Source organism: Acinetobacter sp. ANC_7588 (assembly GCF_056783995.1).
Genome location: NZ_JBWYIU010000019.1, coordinates 1 through 18,789 on the forward strand (window position 1 = coordinate 1; position 18,789 = coordinate 18,789).

General features: G+C 39.3%; 24 protein-coding genes and 1 pseudogene. 15 read left to right on the plus strand and 10 right to left on the minus strand.

All coding sequences use genetic code 11. The annotated features are described in order from the left end of the window. The 4 genes and pseudogenes from AC1M9J_RS14250 to orn all read right to left on the minus strand — a co-directional run. Positions 1 to 310: pseudogene (locus tag AC1M9J_RS14250) on the minus strand (type VI secretion system tip protein VgrG); the annotation flags it as partial. Between the two features lie 161 nt (positions 311 to 471). Further along, entirely contained in the window at positions 472 to 1,275 is an 804-nt protein-coding gene (locus AC1M9J_RS14255; protein WP_092768909.1) for an enoyl-ACP reductase FabI, read from the minus strand. 160 nt (positions 1,276 to 1,435) lie between these two features. Further along, positions 1,436 to 2,170 carry a Bax inhibitor-1/YccA family protein gene (locus AC1M9J_RS14260; RefSeq protein WP_035270860.1) on the minus strand — a complete coding sequence of 245 codons (735 nt, stop codon included), beginning with the start codon at positions 2,168 to 2,170 and terminating at the stop codon, positions 1,436 to 1,438. 181 nt (positions 2,171 to 2,351) lie between these two features. After that, positions 2,352 to 2,906, minus strand: coding sequence for an oligoribonuclease (gene orn / locus AC1M9J_RS14265; RefSeq protein WP_035270788.1), 555 nt, complete (start codon positions 2,904 to 2,906; stop codon positions 2,352 to 2,354). 124 nt (positions 2,907 to 3,030) lie between these two features. Here orn and rsgA point away from each other — a divergent pair, with 124 nt between their 5' ends. From rsgA to secB, 4 genes are all read left to right on the plus strand, one after another. Then, a complete protein-coding gene (gene rsgA, locus AC1M9J_RS14270; RefSeq protein ID WP_481589618.1) occupies positions 3,031 to 4,089 on the plus strand; it encodes a ribosome small subunit-dependent GTPase A in 1,059 nt (352 codons plus the stop codon). A gap of 92 nt (positions 4,090 to 4,181) precedes the next feature. Then, the gene (locus AC1M9J_RS14275) at positions 4,182 to 4,595 is read left to right on the plus strand and encodes a rhodanese-like domain-containing protein (RefSeq protein WP_035270792.1); all 414 of its coding nucleotides are present in this window, start codon (positions 4,182 to 4,184) and stop codon (positions 4,593 to 4,595) included. Between the two features lie 12 nt (positions 4,596 to 4,607). Further along, complete coding sequence (gene grxC / locus AC1M9J_RS14280) at positions 4,608 to 4,865, plus strand: glutaredoxin 3 (protein WP_035270794.1); 258 nt, start codon at positions 4,608 to 4,610, stop codon at positions 4,863 to 4,865. Between the two features lie 23 nt (positions 4,866 to 4,888). Beyond that, the gene (secB, locus tag AC1M9J_RS14285) at positions 4,889 to 5,347 is read left to right on the plus strand and encodes a protein-export chaperone SecB (RefSeq protein ID WP_035270796.1); all 459 of its coding nucleotides are present in this window, start codon (positions 4,889 to 4,891) and stop codon (positions 5,345 to 5,347) included. A gap of 63 nt (positions 5,348 to 5,410) precedes the next feature. Here secB and coaBC read toward each other — a convergent pair whose 3' ends face one another. Then, positions 5,411 to 6,676 carry a bifunctional phosphopantothenoylcysteine decarboxylase/phosphopantothenate--cysteine ligase CoaBC gene (gene coaBC / locus AC1M9J_RS14290; RefSeq protein ID WP_481596682.1) on the minus strand — a complete coding sequence of 422 codons (1,266 nt, stop codon included), beginning with the start codon at positions 6,674 to 6,676 and terminating at the stop codon, positions 5,411 to 5,413. Positions 6,677 to 6,791: 115 nt separating this feature from the next. On the opposite strand from coaBC, the gene radC reads away from it, so the two are divergent. Together radC and AC1M9J_RS14300 are read left to right on the plus strand one after the other, a co-directional pair. Further along, on the plus strand, positions 6,792 to 7,478 hold the full coding sequence (gene radC / locus AC1M9J_RS14295) for a RadC family protein (RefSeq protein ID WP_035269684.1): 687 nt from the start codon (positions 6,792 to 6,794) through the stop codon (positions 7,476 to 7,478). Between the two features lie 103 nt (positions 7,479 to 7,581). Next, the gene (locus tag AC1M9J_RS14300) at positions 7,582 to 8,493 is read left to right on the plus strand and encodes a bestrophin family protein (RefSeq protein ID WP_035269686.1); all 912 of its coding nucleotides are present in this window, start codon (positions 7,582 to 7,584) and stop codon (positions 8,491 to 8,493) included. A gap of 64 nt (positions 8,494 to 8,557) precedes the next feature. On the opposite strand, the gene AC1M9J_RS14305 is transcribed toward AC1M9J_RS14300, so the two are convergent. Then, positions 8,558 to 9,412 carry a PHP domain-containing protein gene (locus tag AC1M9J_RS14305; protein WP_035269688.1) on the minus strand — a complete coding sequence of 285 codons (855 nt, stop codon included), beginning with the start codon at positions 9,410 to 9,412 and terminating at the stop codon, positions 8,558 to 8,560. Positions 9,413 to 9,456: 44 nt separating this feature from the next. Between AC1M9J_RS14305 and AC1M9J_RS14310 the strand changes: the two genes are divergently transcribed. Genes AC1M9J_RS14310 through mnmC form a run of 4 tightly spaced genes read left to right on the plus strand, consistent with a single transcriptional unit; the run spans position 9,457 to position 12,778 of the window. Continuing rightward, entirely contained in the window at positions 9,457 to 10,071 is a 615-nt protein-coding gene (locus AC1M9J_RS14310; RefSeq protein WP_035269690.1) for an inner membrane-spanning protein YciB, read from the plus strand. 31 nt (positions 10,072 to 10,102) lie between these two features. Further along, positions 10,103 to 10,405, plus strand: a complete 303-nt coding sequence (locus tag AC1M9J_RS14315) for a YciI family protein (RefSeq protein WP_035269693.1) — start codon at positions 10,103 to 10,105, stop codon at positions 10,403 to 10,405. Position 10,406: 1 nt separating this feature from the next. Continuing rightward, positions 10,407 to 10,841: an SH3 domain-containing protein gene (locus AC1M9J_RS14320; protein WP_481952533.1), complete on the plus strand. Its 435-nt coding sequence runs from the start codon at positions 10,407 to 10,409 to the stop codon at positions 10,839 to 10,841. 32 nt (positions 10,842 to 10,873) lie between these two features. Next, complete coding sequence (gene mnmC, locus AC1M9J_RS14325) at positions 10,874 to 12,778, plus strand: bifunctional tRNA (5-methylaminomethyl-2-thiouridine)(34)-methyltransferase MnmC2/FAD-dependent 5-carboxymethylaminomethyl-2-thiouridine(34) oxidoreductase MnmC1 (RefSeq protein WP_481596684.1); 1,905 nt, start codon at positions 10,874 to 10,876, stop codon at positions 12,776 to 12,778. 48 nt (positions 12,779 to 12,826) lie between these two features. On the opposite strand, the gene AC1M9J_RS14330 is transcribed toward mnmC, so the two are convergent. Then, positions 12,827 to 13,138: a rhodanese-like domain-containing protein gene (locus AC1M9J_RS14330; protein ID WP_180000521.1), complete on the minus strand. Its 312-nt coding sequence runs from the start codon at positions 13,136 to 13,138 to the stop codon at positions 12,827 to 12,829. A gap of 91 nt (positions 13,139 to 13,229) precedes the next feature. On the opposite strand from AC1M9J_RS14330, the gene AC1M9J_RS14335 reads away from it, so the two are divergent. Together AC1M9J_RS14335 and AC1M9J_RS14340 are read left to right on the plus strand one after the other, a co-directional pair. Further along, positions 13,230 to 13,718 (plus strand): YajQ family cyclic di-GMP-binding protein, encoded by a 489-nt coding sequence (locus tag AC1M9J_RS14335; protein ID WP_035269703.1) that lies wholly within the window; start codon positions 13,230 to 13,232, stop codon positions 13,716 to 13,718. Between the two features lie 28 nt (positions 13,719 to 13,746). Further along, positions 13,747 to 14,247, plus strand: coding sequence for a DUF4442 domain-containing protein (locus AC1M9J_RS14340; RefSeq protein WP_035269707.1), 501 nt, complete (start codon positions 13,747 to 13,749; stop codon positions 14,245 to 14,247). A gap of 72 nt (positions 14,248 to 14,319) precedes the next feature. Here the strand turns inward: AC1M9J_RS14340 and AC1M9J_RS14345 are convergent, their stop codons facing one another. The 3 genes from AC1M9J_RS14345 to AC1M9J_RS14355 all read right to left on the minus strand — a co-directional run bounded on the left by AC1M9J_RS14345 (position 14,320) and on the right by AC1M9J_RS14355 (position 16,090). Beyond that, positions 14,320 to 14,688, minus strand: coding sequence for an acyl-CoA thioesterase (locus AC1M9J_RS14345; RefSeq protein ID WP_218945426.1), 369 nt, complete (start codon positions 14,686 to 14,688; stop codon positions 14,320 to 14,322). An 80-nt stretch (positions 14,689 to 14,768) separates the two neighbouring features. Next, the gene (gene trxC, locus AC1M9J_RS14350; protein WP_481589621.1) at positions 14,769 to 15,194 is read right to left on the minus strand and encodes a thioredoxin TrxC; all 426 of its coding nucleotides are present in this window, start codon (positions 15,192 to 15,194) and stop codon (positions 14,769 to 14,771) included. Continuing rightward, positions 15,191 to 16,090, minus strand: coding sequence for an alpha/beta hydrolase (locus AC1M9J_RS14355; protein WP_481952531.1), 900 nt, complete (start codon positions 16,088 to 16,090; stop codon positions 15,191 to 15,193). The genes trxC and AC1M9J_RS14355 overlap by 4 nt, the downstream gene beginning before the upstream one ends. A gap of 123 nt (positions 16,091 to 16,213) precedes the next feature. On the opposite strand from AC1M9J_RS14355, the gene AC1M9J_RS14360 reads away from it, so the two are divergent. From AC1M9J_RS14360 to AC1M9J_RS14370, 3 genes are all read left to right on the plus strand, one after another. Further along, positions 16,214 to 16,549, plus strand: coding sequence for a protein tyrosine phosphatase family protein (locus AC1M9J_RS14360; RefSeq protein WP_035269714.1), 336 nt, complete (start codon positions 16,214 to 16,216; stop codon positions 16,547 to 16,549). Then, positions 16,542 to 16,967 (plus strand): protein tyrosine phosphatase family protein, encoded by a 426-nt coding sequence (locus AC1M9J_RS14365; RefSeq protein ID WP_481596686.1) that lies wholly within the window; start codon positions 16,542 to 16,544, stop codon positions 16,965 to 16,967. The genes AC1M9J_RS14360 and AC1M9J_RS14365 overlap by 8 nt, the downstream gene beginning before the upstream one ends. A gap of 316 nt (positions 16,968 to 17,283) precedes the next feature. Then, positions 17,284 to 18,657 (plus strand): dihydrolipoyl dehydrogenase, encoded by a 1,374-nt coding sequence (locus AC1M9J_RS14370; RefSeq protein ID WP_481952532.1) that lies wholly within the window; start codon positions 17,284 to 17,286, stop codon positions 18,655 to 18,657. Positions 18,658 to 18,789: the final 132 nt, after the last annotated feature.

The following is an 18,789-nucleotide window of genomic DNA, read 5'->3' on the forward strand; positions in this document are numbered from 1 at the left end:
GGGTCAGTGCCCCATCGCTTTGTCCTTGTGAGGCTTCGGTGATGATGCCAGTGGTTCTAAATAGGGTGCCTTGATCGGTGACTTGATCGACGGCCACTTGTGTGCCGATGAATTGTTTGAGTGGAATTAAGGCATTGGTGGAGAGACAGATGAGTTCTGCTTGCACGCCTTCGTTAAGGACATGGCTGCCATCGATGCGTTGTAGGAAGACTTGGCTATTCAGTTGTGAATGACTGAATTGGATGTGGAGGGCTCTGTTTTGGGCGGTTAGACCGAGCTGTTCCAATGCCGAAAAGATGTTGGCAAGCATGGTTATTATCTGTCTTTTATAATTTAATAAGGCTAAAGAATTTCTTAATATTTAATCAAAAAAAATACGATTTACCTAGTCTTGGTTACATAAATGAACTTTAAAAAATATAAAAAAATCGGCAGTAAATTGCCGATTTTTATTTCTTATTAAGATGAGATTTATTCTGTTAGCATTAAATCTGCACTCATACCAACCGTATTGTAACCAGCATCTACATATAAAATTTCGCCAGTAATACCATTCGCCCATGGTGAACATAAGAATAATGCCGCATTACCTACATCTTCAATCGTGACATTACGTTTTAAAGGTGCAACCTTTTCATTCAGATCAAGCATCTTACGGAAAGACTTAATACCTGAAGCCGCAAGCGTACGAATTGGACCAGCTGAAATCGCATTTACACGAATTCCTTCAGCACCCAAACTTGAAGCCAAGTAACGAACGCCAGCCTCTAAAGATGCTTTCGCCAATCCCATAACATTATAGTTTGGCATCACACGCTCTGAACCTTGGTAAGTGAGTGTGAGCAAACAGCCCTGACGAGCAGTTAAAAGTGGTTTTGCTGCACGAGCCATGGCAATAAAGCTATAGGCACTGATGTCATGCGCGATTTTAAAACCTTCACGATCAGTAACTTCAGTAAAATCACCATCTAAAGTATGTGCTGGTGCAAAACCAATTGAATGCACTACGCCATCCAAACCATCCCAATGTTTTGCTAATTCAGCAAATGCCTGTTCGATTTCAGCATCAACAGCAACATCACATGGAAAAACTAGTTTTGAACCAAACTGTTCAGCAAAGTCATCAACACGCTTCTTCATTTTTTCATTAGGATAGGTAAATGCCAATTCTGCACCTTCACGGTGTAAAGCTTCTGCAACACCGAATGCAATCGACAATTTACTCGCAACACCCGCGATTAAAAAACGTTTACCTGCTAATAGTCCTTGTGCCATGTGACTCTCACTCAAATTAATTTTCATGCATGATGCCAAGTCTAGAGCATTTACGAAATTGCATAATGCATCTTTTTTCAAAAAATTGTTAAACCGAATTAGACGCTAAAAAAAGATCAGACATCAGTCTGATCTTTTTACACGCCTTAGCTGAACTGCATTAGTCATTACTAGACAGTAGACCAATTAAACGCAAAAAAGAGAAATACATCCAAACTAAAGTGGCTAACAAGGCAATACCGCATAACCATTCCATCGCTTTAGGCGCGTATTGAGCTGCGGCATTTTCAATCAAGTCGAAATCTAAAATTAGATTTAATGATGCAATAATGGCCACAAAAGCTGCAAATCCTAAACCTAGCCAATTATTATCAAATATATATGGAATGCTCGAACCAAAAGCTAAACTCATAATAAATTGGAGAACAAATACAATAGCAATCGCAATGGTGGCTGACAACACAACCGCTTTAAATTTCTCAGTCGCACGAATAATTTGAAACCGATAAAGCGCGAACATCACCAAAGTCGTGACAAATGTTGCGAGCAAGGCCTTTAAAGGAACTCCAGGGTATTTCAGTTGAAATATGACTGAAATACCCCCTAAAAAAGCACCTTGAAATAAAGCATATGGAATAGCTAAAGTTCGAGCAGTATTCGGCTTAAAAGTAGTAATGAGTGCCAGAATGAATCCACCAATCGCCCCCACCATCGCACTAGCATAGGCGAGTGATACATTTAAAGTCATAAAACTATAAATAAACAGCGCGATACCCACCGCTGCCGAAATCACAGTTAATACAACAGATTTCTGAATCGCACCTTGAATGGTCATGGGTTGTTGATAATTGGATACAGTTTCTACACGGGTTAAAATCGGATTACTACTTTGCATAACTTAGTCTCTGTTTTCATTCTTAAATTTTCACTATTCTGAGATCTATCAGCATAAAAATCAGTTTATTTTTTGCTATCAACTTTTAAACATTTTAATTAATACTTTGTTCTTTCGATCATTTATAAAATCTATAAAAAAAGAGGCCTTAGCCCCTTTTCTAAAATTTCAACAGAACTTTTTAATTATTTGAGATGAAAAAATATTGACGGTAATACTTCAATTCAGCAATTGAGTCACGAATATCATCCATCGCAAGATGAGAAGCATTTTTCTTTAAGCCACTCATAATTTCTGGGCGCCAGCGTTTTGCTAACTCTTTAACAGAAGACACATCCAAATTACGGTAATGGAAGAACTGCTCAAGCTCTGGCATTAAACGATGTAAGAAACGGCGATCTTGGCAAATTGAGTTTCCACACATTGGAGATGATTTTGGATTGACCCATTTTTTTAAGAATTCAAGTGTTTGTTGCTCAGCATCTTGCGCAGTTAACTTACTACGGCGTACGCGTTCAATAAGTCCAGATTGCCCGTGCTGACGTGTATTCCACTCATCCATCGCATTTAAAATAATATCTGACTGATGTACAGCTAACACTGGGCCTTCAGCAAGGATATTTAAATGATCATCTGTAATAATCGTTGCAATTTCAATAATCTGATCATTGTCTGTATCTAACCCTGTCATTTCAAGGTCGATCCAAATTAAGCGGGTATCTGGGGTGCTGCTCATAAAGTGCAATCTTATTGGGCTAAATTAAAGATGGATAGTAGCAAATTATTCCGATCTTGGCTGTAAATCCATGGCTCATCATGCTATTTTTGCCATCTAAATTTCAAGGTTTTTTAGGTTGTGAATGGCTTTAATTCGTAAGCGTCGTTTGACAGAGCAACAACAACGTCGTATTCAGAAACAACATCAAACACGTCAAGAAGAAATCGACACGTCTCACGACTTAGAAGGCTTAGTCGTCCAACACTATGGTCGACAACTCGAAGTACAAGCCCTCTCCTTGCCTGATCAACATCCAATAAAACCAGATACCAAAGAAGGTGAGCCAGAACCTTTTTGGAAACCTATTGAATTGAATAGCGTTTGGCGCTGTCATACCCGTACCAATTTAGAATTATTGGTTACAGGTGATCGCGTAAAATGGCAAGCAGATCCAAATACTGGCTTAGGTATTATCACAGCGATTCAACCGCGACAATCCTTGTTGACTCGCCCAGATCGTTATCACAAAGTAAAACCAGTAGCTGCAAATATCAGCCTGATCGTCATCGTCATTGCACCGTTACCAGAACCTGCACCAACCCTGATCGATCGCTATTTGGTTGCATGTGAAGATGCCAATATTCCTGCTTTATTAGTATTAAACAAATGTGATTTACTGAAAGAAAATGATCCAATTTTGTTGTTAGCAGAAGAATATCGTCAACTTGGTTATGACTTCATCCTGACCCAATCTAATGGTAATTTAGATGAGTTGATTAAACGTATTGACAATCAAACTGTTGCATTTGTAGGTCAATCAGGTGTTGGGAAAAGTACACTTATTAATGCCATCATTCCTGATGCTGATCAAAAAACCAATGTCATTTCAGAAAACTCCGCACTCGGTCAACATACTACGACCTCAACACGTTTAATTCGTTTTGGTGAAAATGGTGCTTTAATCGATTCCCCAGGTATTCGTGAATTTGGCTTATGGCATTTAGATCATGAGAAAATCGATGGTGGCTTTCCTGAAATTTCTGCACTCTTAGGACATTGTCAGTATCGCAATTGCACCCATACGCACGAAAAGCAATGTGCGCTTAAAGAAGGTGTCAAAAATGGTGATATTTTACAAAGACGTTTAGAAAGTTATCTACGTCTAATTGATGAGATTACTGAGGCGCAACAAAAAAATTAGTTTTCTTTAAGCACGCCCTTGAAGCGGTGATTTTGATCACCATATATATACGTTATACTCAACGCAGTTTTTAATTAGTCATTAGGTGATTTGTGGAACGTTGGTTCGAATTTATGGGGAATCACCCCTTTTTATTTGCAATTTTAGGGGCCCTTATTGTTTTGTTTTTCGTTTTTGAAGGACAACGTAGTGGTCGTAAAATTTCTCCACAATCGCTCGGAATTTTAGTGAAAGCTAAAAATGCGATGCTGATTGATTTGCGCGATGCTAAAGATTTCCGTGAAGGTCATATTAGCGGTAGTCGTAATATTCCATATAGTCAAATTGCTGCCAATGTTGAAGAATTAAAAGCTGCGGACCGTCCATTGGTATTCATTTGTAATTTAGGCCAAGTTGCAGGCTCTGCTTTACAACAAGTCGGTCATACAGATAGTTATCGTTTAGACGGTGGCATTAGTAACTGGAAAGCTCAAGGCTTACCTTTAGTAAAAAGCAAAAAAGCTTAAGGAGTTTGTAAAATGACAGCTCAAGTGACTGTATATTCAACAACGATGTGTCCTTATTGCGTACGTGCAAAGCAACTCCTTGAACGTAAAGGCATTGAGTACAAAGAAATTAATTTATCAAAAGAAGCACCTGAGGTTCGTGTTGAGTTAATGCAAAAAACCAACCATCGCACAGTGCCACAAATTTTCATTAAAGATCAATTCATCGGTGGTTTCGACCAACTTTATGCTTTAGAGCGTGAAGGTAAACTAGACGAATTATTGGCATAATCACTAAATCTAAGGAATTAAGAATGAGTGAAGAACAACAAGTTCAACCACAATTAGCATTAGAACGTATTTATACAAAAGACATTTCTTTTGAAGTTCCTGGTGCTGCGGTTTTTACAAAAGAATGGCAACCTGAGTTAAACATCAATCTTTCTTCATCAGCTGAAAAAGTAGATCCAACTCATTTTGAAGTTTCTTTAAAAGTGGTTGTACAAGCTGCGAATGCAGGTGAAACTGCATTTATCGTAGACGTAACACAATCAGGTATTTTCTTGATTGATGGCGTTGAAGATGAACGTCTTCCGTACATTCTTGGTGCTTATTGCCCTAATATTTTGTTCCCATTCCTTCGTGAAGCGGTGAACGATCTTGTAACTAAAGGTAGCTTCCCTCAATTACTTCTTACACCGATTAACTTCGATGCTGAGTTTGAGGCAAACATGCAACGCGCTCAAGCTGCAGCTGCTGAAGGTCAAGCTTAATCGTTTGATTAACTTCCCCCTTATAAAAAAGACCGCATTTGCGGTCTTTTTTATATCCTACATTTAAACAGGTCGTTTTTCTTGATGTAATGCATCATGGATAGCTTCAACCAATTGTTGTGCAATTTCTTGCTTTGAAGCTTTTTCAAGATCACGTTTTTCCATTTCATATTGTTCAGCAAAAAACACAGTCATCGCATTTTCATCTGAAGCAAAACCAATATCCGCTCTTGAAACATCATTGCATGCGATCATATCTAGTTTCTTAGCCACCAATTTACCTGCGGCATATTCTTCAACATTACGCGTTTCAGCTGCAAAACCGACCATAAATGGACGTTTGTCTTGCAAAGCTATCGTCGCCACGATATCAGGATTTTTAACAAGAGAGACAGCTAACTCATCACCAGCTTTTTTGATTTTATGTTCCGCAACTTCTGCAACACGATAATCCGCTACGGCAGCTGTCGCAATAAATACATCACATCCTGTTTCCAACTGATTCATGCTTAAATCAAGCATCTGTCTCGCTGAAGATACATTTAAACGCTTCACCCCATTCGGTGTATCTAAACTGACAGGACCCGCGATCAGTGTCACCTCAGCACCTGCTGAATAACATGCAGCAGCAATAGCAAACCCCATTTTTCCAGTGCTGTGGTTTGAAATATAACGCACTGGATCAATTGCCTCTCGAGTTGGACCTGCGGTAATCGTCACTTTTTTACCCGCCAGCAAGCCAAATTTTTCTGCAATTGCACGCTGCGCTTTATGGAAATATTCTCGTACCTGTTCAGCTAAATCTTCAGGCTCAGGCATACGTCCTAATCCAACATCGCCACACGCTTGAGAACCCGTCTCAGGCATAATGACATGCACACCATCCTCTACCAAACTACTTAAATTGCGCTGTGTTGCTTTAGCCGCCCACATTTGTTGATTCATGGCTGGTGCGATCCAAACAGGTGCTTTTGTTGCCAAATAGAGTGTACTGAGTAAATCATCCGCTAATCCACAAGCAAATTTGGCAATACTGTCACAACTGGCAGGAGCAACAAGTACCAAATCCGCCCATCGTGCTAATTCGATATGCCCCATTCCAGCTTCAGCTTCTGTATCTAGAAGTTCAGTATGCACTGGATTACCCGACAATGCTTGAAAGGTAAGCGGCGTAATAAAAGCTTGGGCACCTTGAGTCATTACAACTCGGACATTAAATCCGTAATCTTTAAGTCGGCGTACTAAGATGGCACTTTTATAAGCAGCAATACCACCAGTAACAGCAAGAATAATATTTTTATTGGAGAACACACTAAGATCAAAACTCAAGATCACGTCACCTTTTTATTGCAGTGGCGCTCACAATAGCATTAAATATTCTGCCACCCAAGATATACCTTGGTGAATATTCAAAAGTTAAAATAATTTAAAACAGTGAATAATAATGAATAATTCGATCAAACAATGGCCCGAACAAGAACGACCGCGAGAAAGATTACTCCGCCAAGGTGCTCATAGCCTCTCTGATGCAGAACTCCTCGCCATCTTTTTAAGATCAGGATCTCAACAACATTCTGCGGTCGAATTAGCAAGATTGATGTTGCAACATTTTGGAAGCTTAAATGCAGTGTTTGATGCATCGATAGACGAAATTCGCATGTTCCATGGCATGGGAGACACTAAATACTCTCAATTGATGGCTGTAAAAGAGCTTGGACGGCGTTACTTGCAACATCAATTGAACCAACAAATTGATTTAAGTCGCTCTGATTTAATTCAAGATTATCTTCGCTATGAACTTATTGGCGAATCTCAAGAGATTTTCGCGGTACTCTGTTTAGATGCAAGGCTCAGAAAAATTAATTTTAAAAAATTATTCTTTGGTTCTACTAACCACTGTGCAGTTTCAATTAATCAGTTTATTCGACATATCATCCACACTCAGGCGAGTGCTGTGATTATTGCACACAATCATCCTTTAGGAATTCCTCAGCCCTCAATTGACGATATCAATTTGACGAAATCTTTAAGTAGAGCTTGCAATTTAATTGAGGTTAAATTACTCGATCATGTCATCATTTCCACCGAAGGCAGCTACTCTTTTATGGAGCACCAACTGATCCGAGAATAAGTCTATAAATTACAGAATAAAATTGCTCGAAGTTTCCATTTTTTATCATTGACAATACTCGCTGAACTAGTGAAGATCATAGAAAAATGAAAGATTGATTTACATGATTGTTCGTGATCAAACCGATACGCTAAAACTATTATTTTCATGGCGTGGAACCATCTTACCGAAGGTATTACCTCCACTTGGAATCGTTATGCTGATTTCAGCAATCGTGGGGGGAATTGAATATATAAATCTCTATAGATTCCCTGAAATTCCTTTGGTTGGGTTTACACTGATCGGAGTAGTATTGTCGATTTTTTTAGGTTTCAAAAATTCGGCATGTTATGACCGTTGGTGGGAAGCGCGTAAATTATGGGGAAGCTTAATCGCCAATGCTCGACATTTCGATCGAGACTGCCGGATCTTGCCGCAAGGTCGTCGTGAACGTGTAATTCAGCATATGATTGTTTTTGCTAACGTACTGCGTGACCGTCTTCGTCATCAAACAGTCAGTCCCGATGCTTTGCATCAAACCAGTGGCATGAGCCCACAAGCTTTAACTCAACTTTACCAGCAAGCCAATGCACCACAATACACATTAAGTTTGATTCAATGGGAGTTGATGCAGTCACTGAAAGAAGGCGAAATTTCAGACATTATTTATACACAAATGAACCAACATGTAACTGAATTAAGTTTGGTTCAAACAGGCTGTGATCGTATTGCTACAACTCCTTTACCTTATGCTTATTCAGTACTCTTAAACCGTACCGTTTATTTTTTCTGTTTTATGCTCCCATTTAGTTTAGGCTCGGTGCTCGGTTTGGCGACGCCACTTTTAGTCGGTATTTTAGCATATACGTTTTTGGGGCTTGATGCGCTCAGCTCTGAAATAGAAGAGCCTTTTGGTACACAAAGTAATGATCTTCCACTCGATGCCATGGTTCGTACAATCGAGATTGAACTACTCGGGACTTTAGGAAAACCAACTCCTCCACCGATCCAAGCACAAGATCACAACTTACTTTGATTCATGACAACTGAATGTCTTATCGCCGCCTGAAATTCTCTTATCCGTTGTTATAAGAGAATTTCTATACAATAAAACTTTCCCAGATGCCAACCTGCCCCTCTTTCACTTGAGGGATATTCCCCAATTTTATCCATGGCATATTATCTCCATGGAAATCACTTCCAACTGATACTTTAAGCCCAAATTCGGCAATCATTCGGTCTACCATTTGTCGCGTCGAGGTAGGCTCAATCGCAGGTGGCAACTCAACTGCGTCGCCTCCGTAACGTGCAAATATTTCAATCAAATAACGAATGTTCGTCGCAGATAAATCATAACGGGTAGGATGTGCCAAAACAGCAAACCCTTGAGCCTCATGAATTACACGTATCGTTTCCTCCAGACCAAGTCCTTCAAACTGAACGTAAGCTTTTTTACCTTCCTTGATATATTTGTCAAAAGCTTGTTGCGGACGTGAAACATGACCCTTCTCGACCAGCGTCTTCGCAATATGGGTTCGTGTCACACGATCAGGTATACCCTCGACCTTCGCAACCACATCCGCGTAAATATCCTCTCCAATAAGAGGCTTCAACAATTCACAGATGAGTTGAGCACGTTCAGCTCGAATTATCTTTTGTTGTTCTAGTAGCTTATGCAAAGGATCAGGTGATTGCATATTCAGTGCGACCACATGCACACCATAACTTTTTTTGGTCGAAGGTCTAGACCACTGACTTGAAATTTCCACACCTGAAATAATTTGAATTGGTTGATTTTTTGCAACTTTTTCAGCCAAAACCAAACCATCCATGCTATCGTGGTCAGTCAGTGCAAGTGTATGTATCCCTTTTTCGAGCGCAGCTTGAACCAGTAACTCTGGCGACAAAGTTCCATCAGAAATATTACTATGTGTGTGTAAATCTACGCCTTGCATCTTTTATACTAATCCATCCACCTGAACTGCATAGATACTTTAACATGAAAGCACTTTTAGACTTTGTGCCACTCATAATTTTCTTTTGGCTTTACAAAACTGTCGATCCCAAAGATAACAATCACCCTTTACTGCAATGGATCGGCTCTGCAGGTGGCGTCGATAATAACCATATTCTCGTTGCTACAACGGGCTTAATCATTTCTATGCTCGTGGTCTACGGTGCATTATTTGTCCGCCAAAAATTTCATCTCGATAAACAACAATGGATTGTTTTATTTATGACGGTGATTTTTGGTGGGATTACTCTCATGTTGAGTGATGATTTTTATATTCGTCTCAAAGCAGCGATCTTGAATTTTGTATTTGCTGGTGCTTTCTTAATTTCACCTTATTTTGGTAAAGACCGCAAACCTCTCATTCAACGCTTATTTGGTCCTATTTTAAATTTAACACCGCAGGGATGGAAAAATTTAAACTATGCTTGGGCCGCGATGTTTGTTGGTATGGCATCATTGCATATTTTCTTTGCTTTCGTGTTCATGGATGGAAAATATTGGGGTGAATTTACTGCTTTTGGTGACATGATTGTGATGTTTTCATTTATCATTATTCAATTCATCATTTTACGAAAACACTTTAAATCTGCAGAAGAATAATCGTGTTGAAAGAGGATATAGAGATTTCGCCATGCCCTTATTTGTAGTGACGTGTACCGACCAAGAAGGTACTGTTGAAAAACGCTTAGCAACACGCCCACAACACCTTGCACGCCTTGAAAAACTGGCTGAGGAAGGTCGCGTAATCGTCGCTGGCGCGATGCCAAAAGATCGTAATAACCCACAAGCTGGATTTTATGGCAGCACCCTTATTTTAGATTTTGAAAGCCGTGAAGCGTTAGATGAATGGTTAGCAGATGAGCCTTTTTTAAAAGAAGGTATTTATGCCAGCATTGACGTAAAACCTTTTAATAAAGCATTACCACATGAATAAGATGATGAATTTGACACGCTCTGCTCTTTTCATCAGTTTTGCATTGGTATCTTCAGCTTGGGCTGAACCCGCAGCAACTACTGCTGCACCAGCGAATCCAGCTGCACAGTCTCAGCCAGCAGCAGCTACGCCTGCAAAGCCACTTACAGCTGAACAAATTGCACGAAATAAAGCGCTTCAAGAAGCAAAAGTAAAGGCTTTAGTCAAAGACCAAGCAACACGTCTCCAACAGCTTGAAAAAGCAAACCTAGAAGCTTTAGCACAGAATCAAGAATTACAACTAAAAAATGATAATTTAGGTGTACAAATTCAGGTGCTTCAAAGTGAACGTAGTGCTCAAATGTTTTTGTACGGTGCAGCAACAATGGCTGTCGGTATTTTTGTCGGCTTTATTATTGCCAGTTACATCTATACAAAACGACGTCGTCAGTGGTAAACCACTGACACGCTTTTCAAAGGTTTCAAATTTTGACTCAGGCCATTCAAACTGCTGATCTCGATTGGCAACTCGTTGATGGAATCGATATTCCAGTTTCTAAAATTTTCGGTGATGTTTATTTTTCAAAAGCCAATGGCCTTCTTGAAACTCGTCATGTCTTTATCAATGGTAATGATCTACATGAACGCCTATCGGACTTAAAACCATTTGAACATTTCACAGTCGGAGAAACTGGCTTCGGCACGGGTTTAAATATCCTCACTCTTTGGCAACTTTGGCAATCAATTCGTCCAAATAATCATAGTCAACTGCATGTCATTACGGTGGAAAAATTTCCACTGAGCAAGGCTGATCTGATCCGAGCTTTAAATGCTTGGCCTGAACTGAAACATTTATCAGATCAACTCATTGCCCAATATCCACTGCCGATTGCAGGATGCCACCGCCTTCATTTTCCAGATGAGCGTTTTAGTATTGATATTTGGTTAGGTGATGCACACGATGTTTTTCCAGCCATTGCCAAAACTAGCACTGTCAATGCATGGTTTTTAGATGGATTTGCTCCTGCCTGTAATCCAGATATGTGGGAAGAACAAGTTCTGAATCAAATTATTCGACTATCAGATATTGGAACTACTTTTGCCTCTTTCAGTGTTGCTGGCATCCTCAAAAGAGGATTAAAAAAACACGGCGTGAAAATTACACGCCCAAAAGGGTTCGGACACAAACGTGAAATGCTAAAGGGAGTTTTACTGCCTTTAGACGAAGAGGCTGAAAAAAGTGAACTCTCTCCCGAAGATTACCAATACAAACCACACTCAAGTTCTCAACGCCGTATAGGCATTGTAGGCGCTGGAATTGCGGGTTTAAGTTGTGCCTATGCCTTTGCATTAAGAGGTCACCGCGTCCGCCTATTTGACCACCATGAGCCATTAAGTGGCGCGTCAGGAAATCCTCTGGCTTTATTGAATCCCAAACTCTGCCCTATTGAACAAAGTGCCGATCATTTGATGACATTAGCATGGCAACATGCGATGAACCATTATTCAAAATTTAAAGCCTTTGACGAAGCACAAGTCCATCAAATCCCTCTTAAACACGTTGATGAACTTCTCGATCTTGCAAATCAATATCCAGAAAACATACTCGAAGCAAATTCTGCCGCTGAAAACAGCCTGTTCAACCAAGCATTCCTCACCCTGAAACAGGCTGGAACAATCAGACCGCATGATTTGGCTAAAGAAATTTTATCGAATGAACTGATCGAATTTCAGCAAGCGACAATCAAATCGTGGGACCGACTTGCCAATCATCAAGTCGGTATAACAGATCATGTTGGACAACAATATCAATTTGACCACGTGATTATTTGTTGTGCCCGTGAAAGTATGAATCTCTTTGATGATTTTCCAATTTTAAAACCGATACGTGGTCAAGTTAGCTGGTTTAATCATGTTTCATCTTCACAGTTCAAGAAACATGAAGCATATAGCTATGGTGGCTACTGTATGCCTTTAAATGATCATCAAATCATTTTAGGTGCTTCTTTTTACCCTAATCGAGATGATCAAGATGTTCTTGATGAAGATCATGAACATAACTACAGGTTACTTGCAGATCTCGCACCAGATATTGCTGCACAATTTCCTGACCATCATTCTTGGCATGGTAGAGCTTCTGTTCGTGCACAAAGTCAGGATTATTTTCCGCTTTTAGGTCAGGTTGAATCTGATACTGAGATTTATACACTCTCAGGTTTGGGCTCTAAAGGCTTTTTATTTGCTCCTTTGTGTGCTGAAATTCTAGTGGCTCAAATCTTAAAAACAGCATGCCCTGTATCTGAAACTTTACTCAATAAACTCAATGTTCATCGATTTAGAAAGAAAATAAGAATAAAGAAGCCATATTTTCAGGCTAAAACTCAATCACCATGATTTATTGAAACTAAAAAAGCGCCATAAGGCGCTTTTTTTCAACCATGATTAACCTTGCTCTAAAGGTAATCCTGCCTCACGAGCAGCACGAGTACCCCCCATTAAGACCACATATTCACGTGAACTATCAAAGCCTTCTAATAGTTCTGCAGCACGTGGTGCTTTACTTCCGCCGCCACATAAAATGTAAATCGGTTGATCCGCTGCAACTTGAGTCAGACTATCTGCTGAAAGTGTGGAAATCGGTTGGTTCACCGCTCCTTTCACATGTGCTTCAGCATAAGCACTTGTATCACGTACATCCCAGATAATCGCGTCAGCTGGGAACTCAAATGTTGTAATTTCTTGTTTACGGATCATTGCGCACTCCTTTGATGTAAACAACACTTGGCAAATGAAGAAAACATCCCTAGCATCTCAGATATTCTTTCTATTTGTAAAGGTCTAAACTATGCCATCTTTCGATATTGTTTCAGAATTAGAGATTTTTGAAGTAAATCATGCAGTTCAAAACACACAAAAGGAAATCGGAACGCGTTTCGACTTCCGTGGTCAAGACGTTTCGATCGAATTAAACGAAAAAAATAAAGAAATTAAGATCTCGACTGAAAGTGACTTCCAATGTGAGCAAGTTTACAACATGCTGGAAAATCACTTTTATAAACGTAAAGTCGACGTTCAAGCACTAGATCCGCAAAAAATGACAGCATCTGGCAAAAATGTCATTCAAGTGATTAAACTTAAAGACGGTCTTGACTCTGATACAGCAAAAAAAATTAATAAAGCCATTAAAGAAAGTGGTATCAAAGTGCAATCTTCTATTCAGGGCGATAAAATCCGAGTCACTGACAAGAAGCGCGATACATTACAACAAGTTATGGCGTTCTTAAAAGAACAACAATTCGGTATCCCACTTCAATTTAACAACTTCAAAGACTAATCTCTTTGCTCCATCATAGGAACTGATCATGGCAAAAGGCAATCGTTTATCTAAGTTAGTAAAAGCGACATCTAAGTTTCCACAAGGTATCCGTAGTACTTTGTGGAGCAAAGCTTTTGGCCGTGTCGTTCCAATGGTGGGAACCGCCAAATTACGTTATCTTGAAGTTAGTCATGCTAAAGTTGTCGTTAAAATCGAAAACCATAAAGCAATGCAAAACCATATTGGTCAAGTGCATGCATGCGCAATGGCGCTGATCGCTGAAACAGCTACAGGCTTTGTTACCGGCATGAATGTACCCGATACCTCAATCGTATTAATAAAAAGCTTAAAAGTAGATTTCAAACGCCCATCTAAAGGTGCGATGACCGCAGTCGCTACATTGACTGATGATCAACAAAAACAGATGCAAGAGTCTGAAAAAGGTGAAACCCTTGTCAAGGTGATCGTGACAGATGAATCTGGCGAAGAGCCAATTCAATGTGAAATGCTCTGGGCTTGGATTGCAAAATCTCAACTTAAGCAATAAAGCTCATGATCATATTGATCCTAAAAAAGTTTCCCTAATAAAAAATCCCAACGATGTTGGGATTTTTTGTGATTAGATGCTTAGAGATTCTTGAAACTTTTGTTTAACATCGTCTGGAATCTGGCGTTTTGCCCCTTTCACATCCACCGCAACAAAAGTGAAAACACCTTCTGTCACTCTTTTCGCTGGACGTGAAGAGTCGTGACTATCCCATACTTCAATTTGCATTTGAATTGAGGTATTTCCGAGCTTTAAAATTTTAGTATAACAACTAATGACATCACCCACCTTAACAGGCACAAGGAATGTCATTTGATTAATTGCAATGGTTGCACAGCGACCTTTTGTATAACGCTCTGCATGAATAGCTCCAGCCAAATCCATTTGTGAAACAATCCAACCACCAAAAACATCCCCACTCCAGTTGGTATCTGCAGGCATAGCAATGGTTTGAAGGGATAATGTACCTTCTGGCTTAAGTTGAGAATCTGACACAGTCACTCCAAATATTGGCCTATTGGTTAAGCATTTAATTGCTGATTTAACCAATCTCGTAATTGATTTGCACGTAATGCACCACTTATTCTAGCAATTTCATTCGTTTTATTCATCAATACCAACGTTGGAATACTACGAACATTAAAGGCAGCACTTAAGCGCGGATTCGCTTCAGTATCTATCTTCGCAAAAACCACATGCGGATTTGATTTGGCTACTTCAGCAAAATGCGGTGCCATCATTTTACAAGGCCCGCACCATTCTGCCCAAAGATCAATCAATACTGGTAAATCACTGTTGGTAATAAAGTTACTAAAGTTTTGCTCATTCAGCTCAATAGGGGCAAGCGGAATCAAATGCTCATGACATTGACCACAATTCGGCTGAGATTGGATTTTATCTTCAGGTACACGATTTTTTGCGCCACAAGATGGACAAACAACAATCATGAGTTTACTCCTCTATTTTGATCTAAGAATTCTAATTGAAGCTTGATTGCGCTTTCCATCCAATTTACTTGATAAATATCAAAATGTGTCATATTCCACTCATGGTATTCCACATAAGGTGCCATATTGGTTACCGTTTCACGACTAATTTCTAGGGGAATAACTGCATCTTTCTTGGCAGCAATAAATAACACAGGAATTTTAATACTTCTTGCCGTAGTAATCGGTCGAAATCGTATGACGTCCAACATAGCTCTTGCAGGCACCTCACCGCTCCAATAATAGTTTGAATCAACGATCGACATATACCCTTGATAACTATCCTGACTCGGGTAAAAACTTAATGCATAAGGATGAACGACAGGCATTTTTTTTCCAACACGTCCAACTTTGGCTGCCATTAAATCCTGACTCGATAACTTTAAAGCCTGCGCCATATGTTGAATTGGATAAATTTTACTGCTGGCATTTCCGTCCACAAAGGGTACTTGCGCTATTGCAGCCCGAATCCCATTTAACTCAGATGCAAGTTTTAGAACATATCCGCCACTCAGACCCGTTCCCCATAAGAAAAGCTGGTGCCCATCAACCAAAGGGAATAATTTGATATGCGCAATCACAGCATACCAATCTTCTAGCTGCTGACGGACAGAGACCATTTCTCGTGGTTTACCCGTACTTCCTCCCCAACAACGATAGTCAAAGAGTACAACCGCGAAACCTGATTGAGCAAAACGTTGCGCATATTGGATTAATTTGAATTGACGTAATCCTGCAAAACCATGCGCCATAATAAGCACAGGAGGTCTTTTAACTTTGACAGGCAAATAAAGGTCAGCAGCGATCAACTCATTTGCTTTTTGTACGTACAGCGGCTCTACGGTGTAATCGTACATAGGTGCTCCATGCATGTATTCATACGATTTTTATTTTAAATTTTTTGTGTCGATCAAAGCTCATATCTGAGCGAGATGCTATGATAGTAGCATAGTCTTTTAATTTATTTTGGGAGTGACGCAATGAGTGAAAATGTAGGTTTTGCTGGTCAAATTGGGCCAGAACATTTAGTTCAAGTTGTTGAAAAAGGATTTAAATCTGTGATTAATAATCGCCCCGATATGGAAGGCGGACCAGAACAGCCAACAAGTGCCCAAATTGAAGAAGCTGCACGCGCTCAAGGCTTAGATTATGTATATCAACCTGTAGTTGCAGGTCAAATTACTGAGCTTGATGTTCGTACTTTTGCAAATCATTTCAATGAGCTACCAAAACCAGTATTAATGTTCTGTCGTACGGGAAATCGCTCTAACAATCTCTACCAATTAGCAAAACAAATGGATTTGCTTGATGACTAAGATGTGGTTTAGATTCATCCTTTCCATCTTCATTTTTAGTATCGTAACGCTAAGTCATTCAGCATCAGAACCGCTCAGTAAAGCACTTAATCCATCTGTGAGTGTATCGGGTCATATGACGGCTACAAAATTCAATGCCTTAATGCAGCAGGGATTTAAGTCTGTGATCGTTAACCGTCCTGATCAAGAATCAGGTAACGAAACAACTGCAAGTGAATTAAGAGCTTTAGCCGAAAAGTCTAAAATCAGTTTGATTTACCAACCTGTTATTTCAGGTCAAATAACAGATGCAGATGTTCATGAGTTTGCGAAGTATTACAATAGTCTACCTAAACCTATACTGTTAGTATGTAAGTCAGGTAGTCGTTCTACGTTACTATTTAATAAAGCAAATTCATTAGGACTCATTCATGAATAAAATTTGTATTGCATTATGTTGTTCGTTTCTTTTACTCGGTTGCACATCGATGAATGTGAAACCAACTGTTGGTGTGCATGCAGGTACATCATTATAAGATAAATGTATCTTATTCATTTTAAAGGCGCACAAGCGCCTTTTTCTTTCATCTTATTTCAATAACAACCATGAAAATACTTAGTTTTAAATAATACAAATTTTCAAAATATGGATATCACCAAAAGTTAAAGGTTTAAGTGTAATAAATTGAAAAAAAAACTTATTCATCGAAGTTTTTTTTATATAGTGAATTCAAATCATTCTTACTCAATACAATATGTACGATATCATTATTATTGGAGCTGGTACTGCTGGTATTTCAGCTTATAAAGAAGCCATTAAAACTACACAAAATATACTTATTGTGAACGACGGTCCGTGGGATACCACTTGTGCTCGAGTAGGTTGTATGCCGAGTAAAGTTCTAATTTCATCAGCTAATCTTGCCTATAATGCGAGAACTTCAGAACAACTTGGGCTAAAAATTTCTTCTCAAATTGACACTAAAGATGTTGTGCAACATGTACAGCAATTACGTGATCGATTCACAAAAGCAACACTGAACGACGTTAATTCATGGTCTACAGCGCACAAAATTTCAGGTCGCGCAACATTTGTAAATGCAAACACAATCAATGTTAATAATAAGAAATACCAAGCTAAATCGTTCATTATCGCTGTTGGTTCAAGACCAACAGTAAATCAAGATTGGCAACAAAAACTTGGTCATTTATATTTAACTTCTGATCAAGTCTTTGAAATACCTACTTTACCAAAAAGTTTAGCTGTAATTGGAAGTGGTGTCATTGCAATCGAACTTGCACAAGCCATGCAGCGTCTAGGTGTGGAAACTACAGTTTTTGCTCGCAGTAAAAAAATTGGTTCATTGACTAGCCCAGACTTACAAACGCTTGCTCAAGAAATATTCTCAAAAGAATTAAATATCAAATATGAGATTTTACCCGAGCAGGTTGAGAAATTAGGCGAAGATAAGGTTCAAATTAACTTTATCGAAAATGGTAGCAATCAATCTATAGAAGTTGATTACCTATTATCTGCGACTGGTCGTACTACGAATTTAGATACGTTAAATATTCAGCATATAAATGATGAATTCATTGATCTAAAGAAATTACCTGTTGATCCAACCACTAAACAGCTTGGTGACTACCCCATTTACATTGTAGGTGATGCATTTACTGCAACGCCTATCCAGCATGAAGCGTCTTATGAAGGTAAATTGGCGGTTCATAATTGCCTCAATCAACATCAATCGAGTCAGAAAAAAAGTCTTACGCCATTAGGTATTATGTTTAGTTCGCCAGAAATGGCAGGGATCGGCTCCAATTATCAAACACTGCGTAAAGCCAATCATGAGTTCGTTACAGGTATCGTATCCTACGAAAAGCAAGGACGAGCGATTGTCAATGGACAAAATATTGGGGCTGTAGAGGTTTACGTCGATCGACACTCACGTAAACTTCTCGGAGCAGAATTTCTTTGTTATTCAGCAGAACATTTAGCACATTTGCTCGCTTGGGCTATCTCCAGTGATCTTACTGTTGATGAAATTCTAGATCACCCTTTCTACCATCCAACGCTAGAGGAAGGCCTAAGAACTGCGTTAAAACACGCTCGACGACAACTTTAATCTATTATTTGATACAAGGCCCTCTCATGAGGGCTTTTATTTTTATATCTTTATTTCAATTTATATATATAAAAAAACACCCCCTTCTATTGAAGGGGGTGTTTAGAATAATGAGCTGGCGATGACTTACTC